Source organism: Kitasatospora sp. NPDC059577 (assembly GCF_042735475.1).
In the GTDB taxonomy this organism is placed as follows: Bacteria; Actinomycetota; Actinomycetes; order Streptomycetales; family Streptomycetaceae; genus Kitasatospora.
The window spans coordinates 54,076-68,736 of record NZ_JBHWBZ010000018.1; the positions used below are offsets into that span (position 1 = coordinate 54,076).

12 protein-coding genes and 1 riboswitch are annotated in these 14,661 nt (G+C 76.0%); of the genes, 4 read left to right on the forward strand and 8 right to left on the reverse strand.

Going from position 1 to position 14,661, the window contains the following annotated elements:
* The first annotated feature begins 202 nt into the window (after window positions 1–202).
* Window positions 203–715, forward strand: a complete 513-nt coding sequence (locus tag ACFV0O_RS16885; RefSeq protein WP_380342004.1) for a hypothetical protein — start codon at window positions 203–205, stop codon at window positions 713–715.
* 227 nt (window positions 716–942) lie between these two features.
* On the opposite strand, the gene cpt is transcribed toward ACFV0O_RS16885, so the two are convergent.
* Genes cpt through ACFV0O_RS16915 form a run of 6 tightly spaced genes read right to left on the reverse strand, consistent with a single transcriptional unit; the run spans window position 943 to window position 8,143 of the window.
* Complete coding sequence (gene cpt, locus ACFV0O_RS16890) at window positions 943–1,485, reverse strand: chloramphenicol phosphotransferase CPT (protein WP_380342007.1); 543 nt, start codon at window positions 1,483–1,485, stop codon at window positions 943–945.
* Between the two features lie 9 nt (window positions 1,486–1,494).
* Window positions 1,495–2,865 (reverse strand): cobyrinate a,c-diamide synthase, encoded by a 1,371-nt coding sequence (locus ACFV0O_RS16895; protein ID WP_380342009.1) that lies wholly within the window; start codon window positions 2,863–2,865, stop codon window positions 1,495–1,497.
* Between the two features lie 4 nt (window positions 2,866–2,869).
* Window positions 2,870–3,475, reverse strand: a complete 606-nt coding sequence (gene cobO / locus ACFV0O_RS16900; RefSeq protein ID WP_360255733.1) for a cob(I)yrinic acid a,c-diamide adenosyltransferase — start codon at window positions 3,473–3,475, stop codon at window positions 2,870–2,872.
* 3 nt (window positions 3,476–3,478) lie between these two features.
* Entirely contained in the window at window positions 3,479–5,599 is a 2,121-nt protein-coding gene (locus tag ACFV0O_RS16905) for a putative cobaltochelatase (RefSeq protein WP_380342012.1), read from the reverse strand.
* Window positions 5,600–5,645: 46 nt separating this feature from the next.
* Entirely contained in the window at window positions 5,646–7,160 is a 1,515-nt protein-coding gene (locus ACFV0O_RS16910; protein ID WP_380342014.1) for a cobyric acid synthase, read from the reverse strand.
* Window positions 7,157–8,143, reverse strand: a complete 987-nt coding sequence (locus ACFV0O_RS16915) for a cobalamin biosynthesis protein (protein WP_380342016.1) — start codon at window positions 8,141–8,143, stop codon at window positions 7,157–7,159. The genes ACFV0O_RS16910 and ACFV0O_RS16915 overlap by 4 nt, the downstream gene beginning before the upstream one ends.
* A gap of 212 nt (window positions 8,144–8,355) precedes the next feature.
* Window positions 8,356–8,490, reverse strand: a riboswitch (cobalamin riboswitch).
* Between the two features lie 195 nt (window positions 8,491–8,685).
* On the opposite strand from ACFV0O_RS16915, the gene ACFV0O_RS16920 reads away from it, so the two are divergent.
* From ACFV0O_RS16920 to ACFV0O_RS16930, 3 genes are all read left to right on the forward strand, one after another.
* Window positions 8,686–9,369, forward strand: a complete 684-nt coding sequence (locus ACFV0O_RS16920) for an XRE family transcriptional regulator (protein ID WP_380342018.1) — start codon at window positions 8,686–8,688, stop codon at window positions 9,367–9,369.
* A gap of 244 nt (window positions 9,370–9,613) precedes the next feature.
* Window positions 9,614–10,726 (forward strand): alpha/beta hydrolase family protein, encoded by a 1,113-nt coding sequence (locus ACFV0O_RS16925; RefSeq protein WP_380342021.1) that lies wholly within the window; start codon window positions 9,614–9,616, stop codon window positions 10,724–10,726.
* A gap of 594 nt (window positions 10,727–11,320) precedes the next feature.
* Window positions 11,321–12,646 (forward strand): hypothetical protein, encoded by a 1,326-nt coding sequence (locus tag ACFV0O_RS16930; RefSeq protein ID WP_360255721.1) that lies wholly within the window; start codon window positions 11,321–11,323, stop codon window positions 12,644–12,646.
* A gap of 117 nt (window positions 12,647–12,763) precedes the next feature.
* Here ACFV0O_RS16930 and ACFV0O_RS16935 read toward each other — a convergent pair whose 3' ends face one another.
* On the reverse strand, window positions 12,764–13,642 hold the full coding sequence (locus ACFV0O_RS16935; RefSeq protein WP_380342024.1) for a CDP-alcohol phosphatidyltransferase family protein: 879 nt from the start codon (window positions 13,640–13,642) through the stop codon (window positions 12,764–12,766).
* Window positions 13,629–14,321 (reverse strand): phosphatidylserine decarboxylase, encoded by a 693-nt coding sequence (locus tag ACFV0O_RS16940; RefSeq protein WP_360255719.1) that lies wholly within the window; start codon window positions 14,319–14,321, stop codon window positions 13,629–13,631. The genes ACFV0O_RS16935 and ACFV0O_RS16940 overlap by 14 nt, the downstream gene beginning before the upstream one ends.
* Window positions 14,322–14,661 lie beyond the last annotated feature (340 nt).

Genomic DNA, 14,661 nt, shown 5'->3' on the forward strand with positions numbered 1-14,661 from the left:
CTCCAGCCCACCCTCAACATCGCCCACGCCTCCACCGAGACGCTCCACGGATGAGCGCCCCGCCGCCCGGGCCGGGGCCCGTTCGGCCGCCCGGCCCCCGGCCCCGGCCGCGGGCAGGGCGTGTCCAGTGGCCGCCGGCCCGCGTTGACCCCGGCGGAACCGCACCAGCGGACCCGTGGAGCCGCACCGGAGGAGAGGCCCGATGAAGGACAGGACGCCCAGGGACATCGCCGTCGACGACCAGCTGCGGGCGGCCGGCGCGGAGGGCGCCCAGTGGCTCGCCGCCGCCGGGTGGGGCCCGCCGGTGACCGTCCCGTTGCAGCAGGCGGCCCGCTGGCAGCGCGAGACCCGGGCCCGGATGCTGGCGTCGCAGCAGGACGAGTCCTGCACCTGGTGCGACCACCTGCTGCACGGCGGCCCCCAGCCCGTCGTCGTCCACGCCGAGGACCCCACCCACCTGATCTGCCGGGACTGCTCCACCGCCGCCCGCCCGTACCGCCCCTGCCTGGACTGCGGCGCGCCCGCCGCCTCCGGCTCCCCGGCCGACGGCCGGGAGGACGTCTTCATGGGCCCGGTGACGATCTACACCCGCCTGCGCTGCGTCCCCTGCCACCGCGCCGGCGCCCGGCGCGGCGCCGGCGGTGGCACCCGTGGCGGTGGCGCCTGCGACGGGGGCGGGACGTTCGGCGGCGGGACCTTCGGGGACGGAAGCTGACGGGCCGCTCGGCCGTGCCCGCCCCGCCGCTCAGCGGTGCGCGACCGGCGGGTCGTGCCCGTCGCGCACCGGGCCGCCGCACGGGCCGGCGTCCCCGCCGAGCGGTTCGACCCGCGCCCCGGACGGCAAGGGCCCTGTGGCGGAGGTGAGTTCCGCCACGCCGTGCCGCGCGGCCGTGCCGCGGGTGCCGTGCCGCCGTGCCGCAGTGCCGCGCCGACGAGGAGCGCTCAGCCGAGCGCCCGGACCCGCTCGACGATCAGCGCGGCGCAGTCCGCCGCCGAGGCCCGTGTGCTGTCCACGACCAGGTCGTAGACGACTCCCTCGTGCACCGCCTCGGCCTGTGCGGCGGCCATCCCGGCCACCCGGTCGCCGCGCGCGGCCTCCCGGGCCGCGGCCACCGCCGGGTCGCAGCGCACGCCGACCCAGAGCACGTCCAGGCCGTCCAGTGCGGCCCGCCAGCGGGCCTGGGAGGCCGTGGTGCCGAGGAACACCTCGTCCACCACGATCCGGGCGCCGGCCCGGGCCATCGCGGCGACGCCGACCGTCCAGGCGGCGTCGAGTTCGGCGAAGACCGGTCCGACTTCGACCGTGCCGTTCCCGTCGTCCAGGCCGCCGATGCCCTCGCCGCCGCCGCGCAGCGAGGGCGGCAGCGCGTCGACCATGGTGTCCGCACCGAGGTGCAGCCACGGCTGCGGCAGCAGCTCCTGGAGGTGGCGGGCGATGCCCGACTTGCCGGAGCTGGAGCCGCCGTTGAGGACGATCACATGCATGCGCGCATCTTACGGAGTGCTCTGGTGGGCCGCCGCCGCGGCGGCGAAGGACTCCGCCAGTGCCGGTGCCCCCGCCCAGTGCAGGTGCAGGTAGGAGGCGTGCACGTTGCCGCCGGCGAAGCCCTCCGTGCGCGGCCCGGTGGGCAGGCGCCAGCCCCACGCGGGGTGTTCGCCCGCGCCCGGTTCGCAGACCGTCCGGTGGAACTCGTGTCCGCGCACCCGGGTGCCGGCCACCGCGAGCGGCGAGTCGTGCAGGGCGACGGCCTCCCGGTAGCCGAGGGTGAGGCGTTCGGTCATCCGGGCGTCGGTGTCGAGGACTCCGCACATCGGCAGGCCGTCCAACTCCCGTCCGAGGTAGAGCAGTCCGGCGCATTCGGCGGCGATCGGCCCGCCCGAGGCGGCGAACGAGGCGATTGCCGAGCGCAGTCCGGTGTTGCCGCTCAACTCCCGTACGTACAGCTCCGGGAAGCCGCCGCCGATGACCAGTCCGGCGGTCCGCTCCGGCAGCGCGGTGGCGTGCAACGGGTCGAACGGGACGACCTCCGCCCCTGCCGCGCCGAGCAGTTCGGCGTTCTCGGCGTACGAGAAGGAGAATGCCGCGCCGCCCGCCACCGCGATCCGCGGGCGCCCGGCGACCGGGCCGACCTCGGCCGTCGGGTCCCACGGTTCGGCCTCCAACGGGGGTGCCGTGCGGGCGAGTTCGAGCAGTGCGTCCAGATCGACGGAGGAGCCGACCAGCTCGCCCATGTCGGCGACCGCCTTCAGCGCCGCCGCCGAGCGCTCCACCGCCGGGATCAGTCCGAGGTGGCGGGACGGCGTCGCGACCGCCGCCGAGCGGCGCAGCGCGCCCAGCACCGGCACTCCGGAGCCCTCCTCCAGGGCCTCGCGCAGCAGGTGCTCGTGGCGGTCGGAGGCGACCCGGTTGAGGATCACCCCGGCCAGCCGCACCTGTGGGTCCCAGGAGGCGAAGCCGTGCACCAGCGCGGCCACCGAGCGGGACTGCGAGGAGCCGTCGACGACCAGCACCACGGGCGCCCGCAGCAGCTTGGCGACGTGCGCGGTGGACGCCAGCTCCCCGCGCCCGGAGGCCCCGTCGAACAGGCCCATGACGCCCTCGACCACCGCGACGTCGGCCCCGGCGGCGCCGTGCAGGAACAGCGGCGCGATCCGTTCGGGGCCGCACATGAAGGCGTCCAGGTTGCGGCCGGGGCGCCCGGCGGCGAGCGCGTGGTAGCCCGGGTCGATGTAGTCCGGGCCGACCTTGTGCGGGGACACCTCCAGTCCGCGTGCGGTGAGCGCCGCGATCAGGCCGGTGGCGACGGTGGTCTTGCCGGCGCCGGAGGAGGGCGCGGCGACGACGAGGCGGGGGACGGTGCTCAACGGTCTACCACTCGATGCCGCGCTGGCCCTTGCGGCCGGCGTCCATGGGGTGCTTCACCTTGGTCATCTCGGTGACCAGGTCGGCGAAGCCGGTCAGTGCCTCGGGCGCGTACCGGCCGGTGATGACGACGTGCTGGCTGCCCGGGCGGTCCGCGAGCACGGCCACCACCTCGTCCGGGTCGACCCACCCCCAGTGCATCGGGTAGGTGAACTCGTCGAGCACGTAGAAGCGGTAGGTCTCGGCGGCGAGGTCGCGCTTGACCTGCTCCCAGCCCTCCTTGGCGGCTTCCTCGCTGGACATCTCCTGCTCGGCGGAGCGCTGGATCCAGGACCAGCCGGATCCCATCTTGTGCCAGTCGACGGTGCCGCCCTCGCCGGAGGCGCCGAGCACGCGCAGCGCGTTCTCCTCGCCGACCTTCCACTTGGCGGACTTCACGAACTGGAACACCCCGACCGGCCAGCCCTGGTTCCAGGCCCGCAGGGCCATGCCGAACGCGGCGGTGGACTTGCCCTTGCCGGGGCCGGTGTGCACGGCGGTGATCGGCAGCGTGCGGCGCTGGCGGGTGGTCAGGCCGTCGTCGGGAACGCTCTCGGGGACGCCCTTGGGCATGGGTCAGGCCGCCTTTCGCAGGGTGGTCGCGCGGGTGGCGCGGACGGCCGCGGGGCGGTTGTCCCCGCGGTTCTCGCGGACGAGCGAGGCCACGCCCTCGGCGCGCAGTTCGTCCAGGCTGACGGCGGTGCCGCCGAGCTGCCCGGCCAGGGTGCGGGCCAGGCCGAGCCGGACCGGGCCGGACTCGCAGTCCAGCACCACGCTCGCCGTGCCCTGCGCCGCGAACAGGGCGGCCGCGCGGTGCGAGCGGGCGAGCGCGTCGCGCCCGCCGGTGGCCCGGCCGTCGGTCACCACGACCAGCAGCGGGCGGCGGTTCGGGTCGCGCAGCCGTTCGACCCGCAGTACCTCGTGGGCGCGCAGCAGCCCTTCGGCCAGCGGGGTCCGGCCGCCGGTGGGCAGGGTCTCCAGCCGGGCCGCGCCGACCTCCACGGAGGAGGTGGGGGGCAGTGCCAGCTCGGCGCCGGCGCCGCGGAAGGTGATCATGCCGATCTTGTCGCGGCGCTGGTAGGCGTCCATCAGCAGGGACAGCACGGCGCCCTTGACGGCGGTCATCCGCTGCCGGGCGGCCATCGACCCCGAGGCGTCGACCACGAACAGCACCAGGTTGGACTCCCGTCCCTGGCGGACCTGTTCGCGGAAGTCGTCCTTCTTCAGCACCAGTGCCCGGCCGCTGCGCCCGCGCGCCACCTGGTGCGGCGCGGCGGCCTGCAGAGTCGCGGTCAGGTGCAGCCGGCCGAGCGCGCCCTGCGGGCGGCGGGCCCGGACGGTGTGCCCGCCGGTGGTCTCGGCGGGGGATCGGCGGCCCTGGGCGCCGTGACCGGTGCCGCGGACGGTGAACAGCTTGGTCCGGTACGGGTCGCCGGCCGCGACGGGCGTCGACTCCCGCGCGGGGGAGGGGTGTTGGGCCGGGACGGGCTGCTGTGGCCGGTCGTCCCCGTCCGTCGAGGACGCTTCCGGCGCGTCCGACGCCTCGGGGGCGCCGCCGTCGGACGGCTCGGGAGCCCCGCCGCCGTCCGGTCCGCCGCCGTCCGGGCCGCCCTCGGGGCCCGGGCCGTCGTCCGGTCCGCCGTCCGGGCCCGGGCCGTCGTCCTCGGGCTCCGGGTCGTCCGCCTGGGAGTGTTCCTCCAGGGTCCGGTCCAGCTGTTCCTCGTCCAGTCCCGGCGCGTCGAAGGGGTTGCGACGGCGCCGGTGCGGCAGCGCGAGCCGGGCAGCCTGGCGGACGTCCTCCTCCAGCACCTCGGTGCGACCGTCCCAGGCGGCGAGCGCGACGGCCGTGCGGGCCATCACGATGTCCGCGCGCAGGCCGTCCACCTCGAACGCGGCGCACACGGCGGTGATCTGACGCAGCGCCACATCGGTCAGTGCGACCTCGGGCAGCAGTTCCCGTGCGGCGGTGATGCGTTCGGCGAGTGCCGTCTCCTCCTCGGCGAACCGCGCGGCGAACCCGGCCGGGTCCGCGTCGTAGGCGAGGCGGCGCCGGACCACGTCGGCGCGCTCGGCCGGGTCGCGGGTGGCGGCGATCTCGACGGTCAGGCCGAACCGGTCGAGCAGCTGCGGCCGCAGCTCGCCCTCCTCCGGGTTCATCGTGCCGACCAGCAGGAACCGGGCCGCGTGCCGCACCGACACGCCCTCGCGCTCGACGTACGAACGGCCCATCGCGGCGGCGTCCAGCAGCAGGTCCACCACGTGGTCCTGGAGGAGGTTCACCTCGTCGATGTAGAGCACGCCGCGGTGCGCCTTGGCGAGCAGCCCGGGCTCGTACGCCTTGACGCCCTCGGCCAGCGCGCGCTCCAGGTCGAGCGAGCCGACGATCCGGTCCTCGGCCACGCCGACCGGCAACTCGACCAGCTGGGCGAGCCGTTCGTGGCTGCCGGCGTCCGCGTGCGGCCCGTCCGGGCACTGCGGGTCGGGCGCGGACGGGTCGCAGGCGAAGCGGCAGCCGGTCACGGCGGCGATGGACGGCAGCAGGCCGGCCAGCGCGCGCACCATGGTCGACTTCGCGGTGCCCTTCTCACCACGCACCAGCACGCCGCCCACGGCGGGGGAGACCGCGTTCAGCAGCAGCCCGAGCCGCAGGTCGGCCATGCCGACGATCGCGGTGAACGGATAGCGGACGTCACTCATGCCGTACCCCACTCCTGTCGTGCCCGGTTCTGCGGTCGTACCCGGCTCATGCGTCACTCCCAGGTGCCCCGGGCGCCAGGAACGGCAGCGATCCGGCCGCCGGCACCCCGCCCTCGATCAGCTTCCACAGCGCGTCGGTGTCCGCGTGTTCCTCGATCAGGTCGCCCAGCCGGTCCAGCCGGGCCTCGCGCGCCGCGGCGAAGGAGGTGTCCGGCGCCGGGACGAACGCCCGGCCCGCCAACGCGGCGACCTCGCGCAGGAGTTCGCGGCGGAAGCCGTCGTTCTCCAGCGCGCCGTGCCAGGTCGTGCCCCAGACCGAGCCCACCCGGCAGCCGTCCAGGAAGGCGACGCCCCCCTCGACCGCGACCACGCCGTGGTGGATCTCGTAGCCTTCGACCCGGTGCCCGTACGCCTCGCCGACCGGCCGCGCCAGCACCTTCTCGACGCCGAACCGCACGTACGTCGGCAGCAGGCCGAGCCCGTCGACGGCACCCGCCTTGGACTCCACCTCGTCGACGATCCCGCGCGCCAGCATCTGGTAGCCGCCGCACACCCCGAGGACGGGCAGTCCGGCCGCCGCCCGCGCCTTCAGCGCCGGCTCCAGGCCGCGCTCGCGCAGCCAGGCGAGGTCCGCCACGGTGGCCCGGGTGCCGGGCAGCACCACCAGATCGGCGTCGGCCAGTTCCTCCGGCCTGGTCGCCCAGCGGACCAGCACGCCCGGCTCCTGCGCCAGCGCGTCCAGGTCGGTGAAGTTGGACAGCCGGGGGAAGCGCACCACGGCGACCCGCAGCACGTCCGCGCCGAGCGGGCCGCGCCCGTCCACCCGGTCCACCACCGTCGACAGGTCCAGCGAGTCCTCGGCGTCCAGCCACAGGCCGGGCAGCATCGGCAGGGTGCCCAGCACCGGACGGCCGGTCAGCTCGTGCAGCATCTCCAGCCCGGGTGCCAGCAGCCGCGCGTCGCCGCGGAACTTGTTGACGAACCAGCCGGCCACGTGCCGCTGGTCCTCCGCCGACAGCAGCGCCAGCGTCCCGTACATCGCCGCGAACACGCCGCCCCGGTCGATGTCCCCGACCACCACCACGGGCAGCCCGGCGGCCGTCGCCAGGCCCATGTTGGCGATGTCGCGGTCGCGCAGGTTGATCTCGGCAGGCGAACCGGCGCCTTCGCAGACCACCACCTCGTAGCGGCGGCGCAGATCGGCGAGGCACTCCAGGGCGCGCTCCAGCAGGACGGGCTTGCGCTCGCGGTAGTCCAGCGCGCCGACCTCGGCGACCGGCCGGCCCAGCAGCACCACCTGGCTGCGGCCGTCCGCGCCGGGCTTCAGCAGCACCGGGTTCATCGCCGCCTCCGGCTCCACCCGGGCGGCCTGCGCCTGCATCGCCTGGGCGCGGCCGATCTCGGCACCGTCGGCGGTGACGAAGGAGTTCAGCGACATGTTCTGCGCCTTGAACGGCGCGACCCGCACGCCCTGGCGGGCCAGCCAGCGGCAGATGCCGGCCGTCACCACGCTCTTGCCCGCGTCCGAGGTCGTCCCCGCGACCAGCAGCGCGTTCGTCATGCCCTTCCCCTCTTCCCCAGGAGCGCGCGCAGCAGGACGTGCCCCGCGACCGTCGTACCCAGCGCCAGCGCGCCCACCCGCCGCGAGAGCGCGCAGGCCCGCTCGATGTCGTCCACCGTCACCGGGCGCAGCTCCGCGCCCAGCACCGGCCGGTGCTCCACCCGCTCGCCGTACTGCAGTGTGCCGCCCAGCCGGACGCCCACCGCGCCGGCGAACGCCGACTCGGCCTGGCCCGCGTTCGGGCTCGGGTGCGCGGAGCCGTCGCGGCGCCAGACCTGCCAGGCCGTCCGGGGCTGCGGGGCGGCGGCCACCGTCAGCAGCGCGGTCAGCCGGGCGCCCGGCCAGCCGGCCACGTCGTCCAGCCGGGCCGAGGCCCAGCCGAACCGGGCGTGCCGCGGCGAGCGGTGGCCCACCATGGCGTCCAGGGTGTTCACCGCCCGGAAGGCCAGCAGCCCGGGCGTGCCCGCGAGGGCGCCCCAGGTCAGCGCGTTCACCACGGCGTCGGCGGTGTTCTCGGCCACCGACTCGACCACCGCGCGGGCGATCTGCTGCTCGTCGAGCGCGCTCGGGTCCCGCCCGCACAGGTGCGGCAGCCGCTCCCGTGCGGCCCGCAGGTCGCCGGCCTTCAGCGAGCGGCCGATGGCGCGGGCCTCCCGGGTCAGCGAGGTGCCGCCGAGCACCGTCCAGGTGGCGGCCGCCGCGAGGGCCGCCCGGCCCGTCGGGCGTCGGCCCACCGTACGGTCCAGGGCGAGCGTGCCCGCCGCGACCGCGCCCACGCACAGCGCCGTGTACCCGGCCCCGGCGGCCCGGTCGTCGCGCCACAGGCGCCGCTCCAGCCGGGTCGCGGCACTGCCGAACACGGCCACCGGGTGGCCCCGGCGCGGGTCGCCGTAGCGGGCGTCGGCGGCGTAGCCCGCGACGGCGCCCAGCGCGAACAGGGCGGCGCGGGCGAGCGGACGACCGGTCAGGGGGCGGCGGGTCATCGGCTGCACGTCGGAAGGCCGGGTATCGGAAGAGCGCGTGCGAGGAGGCCGGTCGCGTGAACACCCTGCGCCGGAAGGCCGGTCGCGTGAACCCCCTGCGCCGGAAGGCCGTGCCCGGGACGGCAGCTCGGAGTGCGGCGGGGCGGGGCAGCCTGCATCGCGTGCGTGTCCTCACTCAGGGTCCGCGCCCTGGATCGACGTAGCGGGGGCGAGAGTCTCCTGGCTTCCGGGTCGGACGCACCCCCGGGGCCTTCCAGCGGCTTCTGACGGCCCGCCGTGGCGATGATTCCGAGCGTGCTCCCCGGTGACAGTGGCGGGACCGCGCCGGACTCGCACCGGCTTCCTCTCCATGCCTCCGATTGGCCCCAGGATCCCATCACGCGGCCGAACCGGGAGTCAACCGAGGTCACGGAGGGGTTGGTCACACGGGACACCGGCTGACAGCCTGTGGGATCGCCCAGCGCGGCGGGCCCCCGGGACCGGTCGCTTCGTGCGTTCGGGTGCTGGGGCCTCGCCCCGGTCCGCCCCTACCGTTCGGTGGCATGCGTCGCAGAAAGCCCCCCGCCGCCCCGCCCCCGGTGCCGTTCTCGCCCTCGGCCGCCCGCGCCCACCGGGCCGGTCTCGGCCTGACCCCCGAGCAGGTCGCCGAGGGCATGGCCGCGCACGGCGTCCGGCTGCTGCCCGCCCACGTCCTCGCCTGGGAGAGCGGCGAGCTGCGTCCCGGTGAGGGCGAGTTCATCGCCCTCGCCCGCGCCCTGTGGTGCCGGGCCGCCCAGCTGATGGACGGCCGCCCGGTCCGGCTGCGGGACCACCGGCTGGCCCGCGAACTCGGCCAGGCCGCCGTCGCGGACCGCACCGGCACCACCCTCGACGCCTACCGGGAGGCCGAACTGACCGGTCACTGGGACGGCGACGAGGAGCAGACCCGGTCCCTCGCCGAGGTCCTCGGCCTGGGCCTGCCCGACCTCGTCCGGGCCACCGGCCGCGAGGAGGCCCTCGACCACCTGCTCCGCCAGTGCGTCACCGGCCGCTGGCAGCCCCACCTGCGCGCCCTCGCCCGCATCGTCCCGGCTCCCGCCGAGACCCTGGCCGACGCCGTCGAGGCCCTCCACCAGGAGCACCACGTCCCCTCCCACTGGGGCGCCGGCGCCCGCGCCGCGCCGCCCCCCGCGATCGACGCCCTCGCGTCCCGCTTCTGGCGCCTCCTCGACGCCGACGCGCTCTGACTCCCGGCCCCTCCGGAAATCCCGGCCCCTCTGGAACCCCCCCGCCCCTCTGGAATCCCCCGCCCCTCTCGAACCCCCTGACCCGCTGACTCCCCGCCCCCTGACTCCCCGACCCGCTCCGGCCCGTGCCCGAGTGACCCGGACGGCCCAGCCCGGTGGCCGGGCGGGCGGGGCCCCGGTGGACTGGTGTACGAGCACCGTCCGGCCCGAGAGCAACAGCGAGAGCAACAGAGCGGGGAACGATATGCGCTGGGGAACCGCCGCCGTCGTGGCGGCCGCCGCCGTCGGAGCCGGCGCTGCCGTGCTGGTGGTCGGCCGCCGGGCCTCCGAGCGGATGGTCCGCCCGGTGACCACCGTTCAGGAGTCCGGGCCGCTCCTCGTCCGGAGCCTCGGCGCCGGGCGGATCACCTTCACCGGCAGCCCCGAGAGCCGGCAGCCCGGCCGGTGGGCCGTGGAGTGGGGCGACGACGGGCACGCGGTGGTCGAGGAGGTCCTGCACAGCGACGGGGCGGGCGTCACCCGGCGGCTGGTCCGCGCGGACCGGGGCACCCTCGTCCCCGGCACCGAGGTCCGCTTCACGCCCCGCGTCCACCTCGGCGACCCGATGCGGGCCCTCGGCCTCGCCTACACGGAGACCACCGCGGACGGCGAGCTCGGCCCGCTCCCCGTCTGGCACCTCGACGGCAAGCGCGGCACCTGGGTGATCCTGGTGCACGGCCCGGAGGCCGACCGCCAGCAGACCCTGCCGGTGCTGCCCGTCCTGGACCGCCTCGGGCTGCCCGCCCTCGCCGTCACCTACCGCGGCGACGCCGGCGCGCCCGCCTCGCCGGACGGGTACAGCCACTTCGGCGAGACCGAGTGGCGCGACGTCGAGGCGGCGGTACGGCTGGCGCTCGACAGCGGCGCGGGCCGGGTGATCCTCTACGGCTGGTCCGTCGGCGCGACGACGGTCCTGCAGACCGCGGCCCGTTCGGCCTGGGCGCACGCCATCAGCGGCCTGATCCTCGACTCGCCGGTGCTCGACCTGTCGGCGACCGCCCGCCGGGACGCCGAGCGCCTGGGCTTCCGGGGCGCCGCCGCCGGGCTCGGGGCCCTCGCCGCCGAGGGCCGCACCGGCGTCGACCTCGCCGACTTCTCCCGCATCGCGGAGGGCGCCGACCTGCGCGTCCCCACGCTCGTCCTGCACAGCCCCGCCGACCGGGTGTCCCCGTTCCGCAGCGCCGAACGCCTCGCCGCCGCCCGCCCGGACGTGGTCGGCCTCCAGCCCTTCCCCGGCGCCGACCACGGCACCCTCTGGAACTCCGACCCCGACCGGTACACGGAACTCCTCCGCCGCTGGCTGACCCCTCTCCTCTGACGGCCGCCGCGGGCCGCGGGCCCGGGCCCGCCCCGGCCGGGAGCCGGAAGTCGGACCGGTCGACTTCCTGCTCGCCGGGATCGGCCCGGCCCGCCCGCCATCCGTCCGGATCCGGGCTGGACAGTCCCGCCGGACGCCGACGGCGCCGGTGGTGCCGTCGGCGGCGGACGTCCAGCCAGGGGCACACATTTTCCCCGACCGGTCGGTCGGTCCCTCACGTTCCGTAGTCACTCGAACGGGACCAGCGACCGGCGCGGCTCACCTGGCATGGGCAGGCCACACGTTTCCGGCCAGGCGGTTTGCCTCTGTTGCCCGATCTTGCGGAGGTGCCGCCGCCGCTCCTCCGGTCGTACGGACAACCGGATGTGACAGAAGGCCGGTACAAGGGGAAGACTGCTCGACGTGACGTCTCGGAATCCGCGCGACCGTGATGCCCCGCTCCCGCCTCCGATCGGTACCGGTGCGACGGTGACCCGTCTCCCCGGTACGGCCCACCGGCCAGCCGGTGGAAGGCCGAGCGGGGCGGCCGTACCCCGCAACGGCGTACCCCGGCGACGAGGGCCCGCTCCGGCGCCCGGGCGCGGCCGGGTTCCCGTGCCGGAGGGCTTCCCCGCGCCGGCCGAGCTGGCGCCGCTGGCCCGCCGGATGCTGGTGGACGCCGTCCGGATCGCCCGCTGGGCCGGCGAGCTGGAGGAGGTCGACAAGCGCGGCGAGCTGCTGCCGGACGACGCCCGCGCGGCCGGCCGGGCGCTGGCCATGACGGTCGGCGCCGCCTCCAAGGCCTGGGGCCAGGCGCTCCTGGTGGGCCTGGTGGAGGCCCGGGAGACCGGGGCCGCCCCGGGCTGGCGCCTGCACGCCTGGGAGCACGACGACGAGGCCGTGGTGCGCGGCTGGTCGGCGCTGTTCGACGCCTGGACGCTGCTCGCCCCGGTGCCGCCCGCCGCGCTGCGCGGGGTGTTCGCCGTGCTGGCCGGGCAGGCCGTGGACCAGGCCCCGCAGCTGCTCTCCTTCCTGCACCTGGTGGACGGCCCGGTGGCCGAGAGCGAGCTGCTGGAGCTGCTGCGCCGCGGCCTGGACGAGCGCCGGGTCGGTGGCGGCCCGGGCGGCCCCGGCCTGTCGCCGGTGCCGCACGCCGCCTCGGCGGTGTCGGCGGTCCGCGGCACCTGCCGGGAGCCGCAGATCGACACCCCGGCCTCGCCGTCGGACGTGGCCGCCGTCCTGGACTGGATGCTGGACGGCCTGGCGGCCGTGGGCGCCCTGACGCGCAGCAACGACGCCGCCGAGCTGTCGCCGCTCGGCCACTGGGCGGTGCGGGCGAAGCTGGAGGAGATCTGCACGGTCGCGCAGACCGCGGCCGGGCACATCGAGCAGAGCGCCTTCGAGCTGCTGAACGCCTGCGCCGACTACTCGCCGGGCCCGGCCCGCGCCGAGTACCGCGCCTGGGTCGCGGCCCGTCCGGCGGACCGGGCGGTGGCCGAGTTGCTGGACGCGGCGCAGGGCGACGACGCGCTGGTGCGCGGGCTGGCCTTCGAGGCGCTGCGGGTGGCCGGCGGACCGGCCGAGCAGGCGGTCCGGGCCGCGGTGGACGAGCCGGTGCTGCGCCCGTACGCGCTGCTGTGGCTGGCCGAGCGCGCGGACGAGGGGGTCTCCCCGGCGGACGTGCTGGGCGCGGACGACGCGGCCTGGCTCTGGGTGGACACGGCGGCGGCGGTGCTGGACCACGGCGAGACGGAGCTGCTGGTGGGCCACGTGGAGGGCGCCTCGGCGGGCGACCCGGTGCGGCTGTTCGCCCGGGCCCGGCAGTCCGGGCACCCGCGGGCGGCCTCGGTGCTGACGGCGGTGTCGAGCGTGCACCCGGACCCGGCCGTGGCCCGGGCGGCCCGGCGCTCGGCCTTCAGCGTCCACACCGGCGGCGCGTAGCCGCCCCCGGCCGCCGGAACGACGCGCGGCCACCCGGGGACCCCCGGAACGGCACATGACGAAGGGCCCGGAACCGATCGGTTCCGGGCCCTTCGTCATGGAGACGGACGAGCGGTCTCAGCCGAGCCGCGACTCCGCCCGCCGGGCGCGGACGTCGCCGACCTTCTGGCCCACCTTGCGGCGGATGACCAGCAGCGGCGCCATGGCCGCGAGGGTGATCTGGGCGAAGGCGCCGACGTGCATGAGCGCGTCGCCGCCGGGCAGGCCGGTGGCCCAGGCCGCCAGGCAGCCGATGGAGACCACGATCCAGCAGAGCGTGGCGGTGGCCAGCAGCCCCTGCGGCTTCGGGTACTCGATCCGGCTGACCATCAGGTACGCGGCGCCCATGATGGCGAGCAGGCCGGGCAGGAACGGCGGGTCGAGCAGCACGATGGCGATGACCGTCATCGCGCCCATCGGGCAGGGCATGCCCTGGAACACCCCGGGTCGCATCTTCACGGCCGAGAAGCGGGCCAGCCGCAGGACGACCGCGAGCAGCACGGTGATCGCGATGAGCGCCGAGAGCTTGCTGTTGGAGCCCTGGGAGACCATGCCCCAGACCGCGACGAAGTAGGCCGGCGCGATGCCGAAGCTGATCAGGTCGGCCAGGTTGTCCAGTTCCGCTCCGAGGGCGGAGGAGCGCAGCTTGCGCGCCACCAGGCCGTCGAAGAGGTCGCACATCGAGCCGATCAGCAGCAGCGTCACCGCGGTGGCGGCGCTGTGCCGGTCCGGAGCGGCGTCCGGGTTGGTGATGTGCGGGACGAGGACCCCGGTGGTGATCGAGTAGATCGCCAGGAAGCCGCAGACGGCGTTCCCCAGGGTCAGGAAGTCGGCGGTGGACAGGTGCTGGGGAGAGCGCGGGGCGCGCAGCTCGCGGTCGCGCGCCCAGCGGCGGCGGCGCAGGGCCGTCTCCTCGTCGTCCAGGCCGACGATTGTCTCAGGATCAGTCACGGTCAAGGCGCGTCACCCCGGCTGTGGTCTTCTGGCCGACCTCGACGCCGACCTCGACGCCGGCCGGCAGGTAGGTGTCGACCCGGGACCCGAACCGGATCAGACCGATCCGGTCGCCCTGCTCGACCTTGGTTCCGGCGGCCACGTACGGCACGATGCGGCGGGCCACGGCCCCCGCGATCTGGACCATCTCGATGTCGCCGAGCTCGGTGTCGAAGTGCCAGACGACCCGCTCGTTCTGGTCGCTGTCCTTGTTGAACGCGGGGACGAAGCCGCCCGCGACGTGCTCGACCGACGTCACCGTGCCCGGCAGGGGCGCGCGGTTGACGTGGACGTTGAGCGGGCTCATGAAGATCGCGACCCGGGTGCGGCCGTCCGGCCAGGCGTCGATGCTCTGCACCACGCCGTCGGCGGGGGAGATCACTCTGCCGGTGCCGACCTCACGCTCGGGGTCGCGGAAGAACCACAGCATGCCCGCGCTGAGCGCACAGGCGGGTACCGCCGCCAGGGCCCACTTGCCGCTGCGCCGGGTGAGGGCGGTGGTCACGGCGGCCGTGGCGAGAGTGGGGACGAACCAGGGGGTGGCTCCGCGCGCGATGGTCACGCGGGGTCGCCGACCGGCCGTCGTGGGTGCGAGGGCATCGCGGTCCGTGACGGAGTTGTGAGGGGACGGGCTGATGGGCATCGAAGACCTTTGTCGCGGGGGAACATGGCCGCTGGACGGGGGCCACCGCGGGATCGGTAATAGAGGGACGGCTTGCTGTCCCGGTGGATGCTATCGGGAGCACACGGTGGGTGGGCAACCCGCCTGCTCGTTCATGTGTCCGGTGGGAGCGCGTGTGCGCGTCCCACCTCTACGACCGTAGCTCGCCCCGGTCCGGTTCCCAAGGGACCTGACAGGGCTGGTGAGACTTGTCTCAACGGGTTCGCCGACGGAACCCCGCGGGGGAAACGGCCGTGGCGGCCGGAAGCGGGTGTGCGGAAGCGGCCGCAGGGCGTGTCGTCGCAGCTGTACGCCTGTCTCT

Coding starts and splice junctions, on each gene's coding strand:
- ACFV0O_RS16885 (WP_380342004.1), top strand. CDS start 203: ATGAAGGACAGGACGCCCAGGGACATCGCCGTCGACGACCAGCTGCGG.
- cpt (WP_380342007.1), bottom strand. CDS start 1,485: ATGCATGTGATCGTCCTCAACGGCGGCTCCAGCTCCGGCAAGTCGGGC.
- cobO (WP_360255733.1), bottom strand. CDS start 3,475: ATGCCCAAGGGCGTCCCCGAGAGCGTTCCCGACGACGGCCTGACCACC.
- ACFV0O_RS16905 (WP_380342012.1), bottom strand. CDS start 5,599: ATGAGTGACGTCCGCTATCCGTTCACCGCGATCGTCGGCATGGCCGAC.
- ACFV0O_RS16910 (WP_380342014.1), bottom strand. CDS start 7,160: ATGACGAACGCGCTGCTGGTCGCGGGGACGACCTCGGACGCGGGCAAG.
- ACFV0O_RS16915 (WP_380342016.1), bottom strand. CDS start 8,143: ATGACCCGCCGCCCCCTGACCGGTCGTCCGCTCGCCCGCGCCGCCCTG.
- ACFV0O_RS16920 (WP_380342018.1), top strand. CDS start 8,686: ATGCGTCGCAGAAAGCCCCCCGCCGCCCCGCCCCCGGTGCCGTTCTCG.
- ACFV0O_RS16925 (WP_380342021.1), top strand. CDS start 9,614: ATGCGCTGGGGAACCGCCGCCGTCGTGGCGGCCGCCGCCGTCGGAGCC.
- ACFV0O_RS16940 (WP_360255719.1), bottom strand. CDS start 14,321: ATGCCCATCAGCCCGTCCCCTCACAACTCCGTCACGGACCGCGATGCC.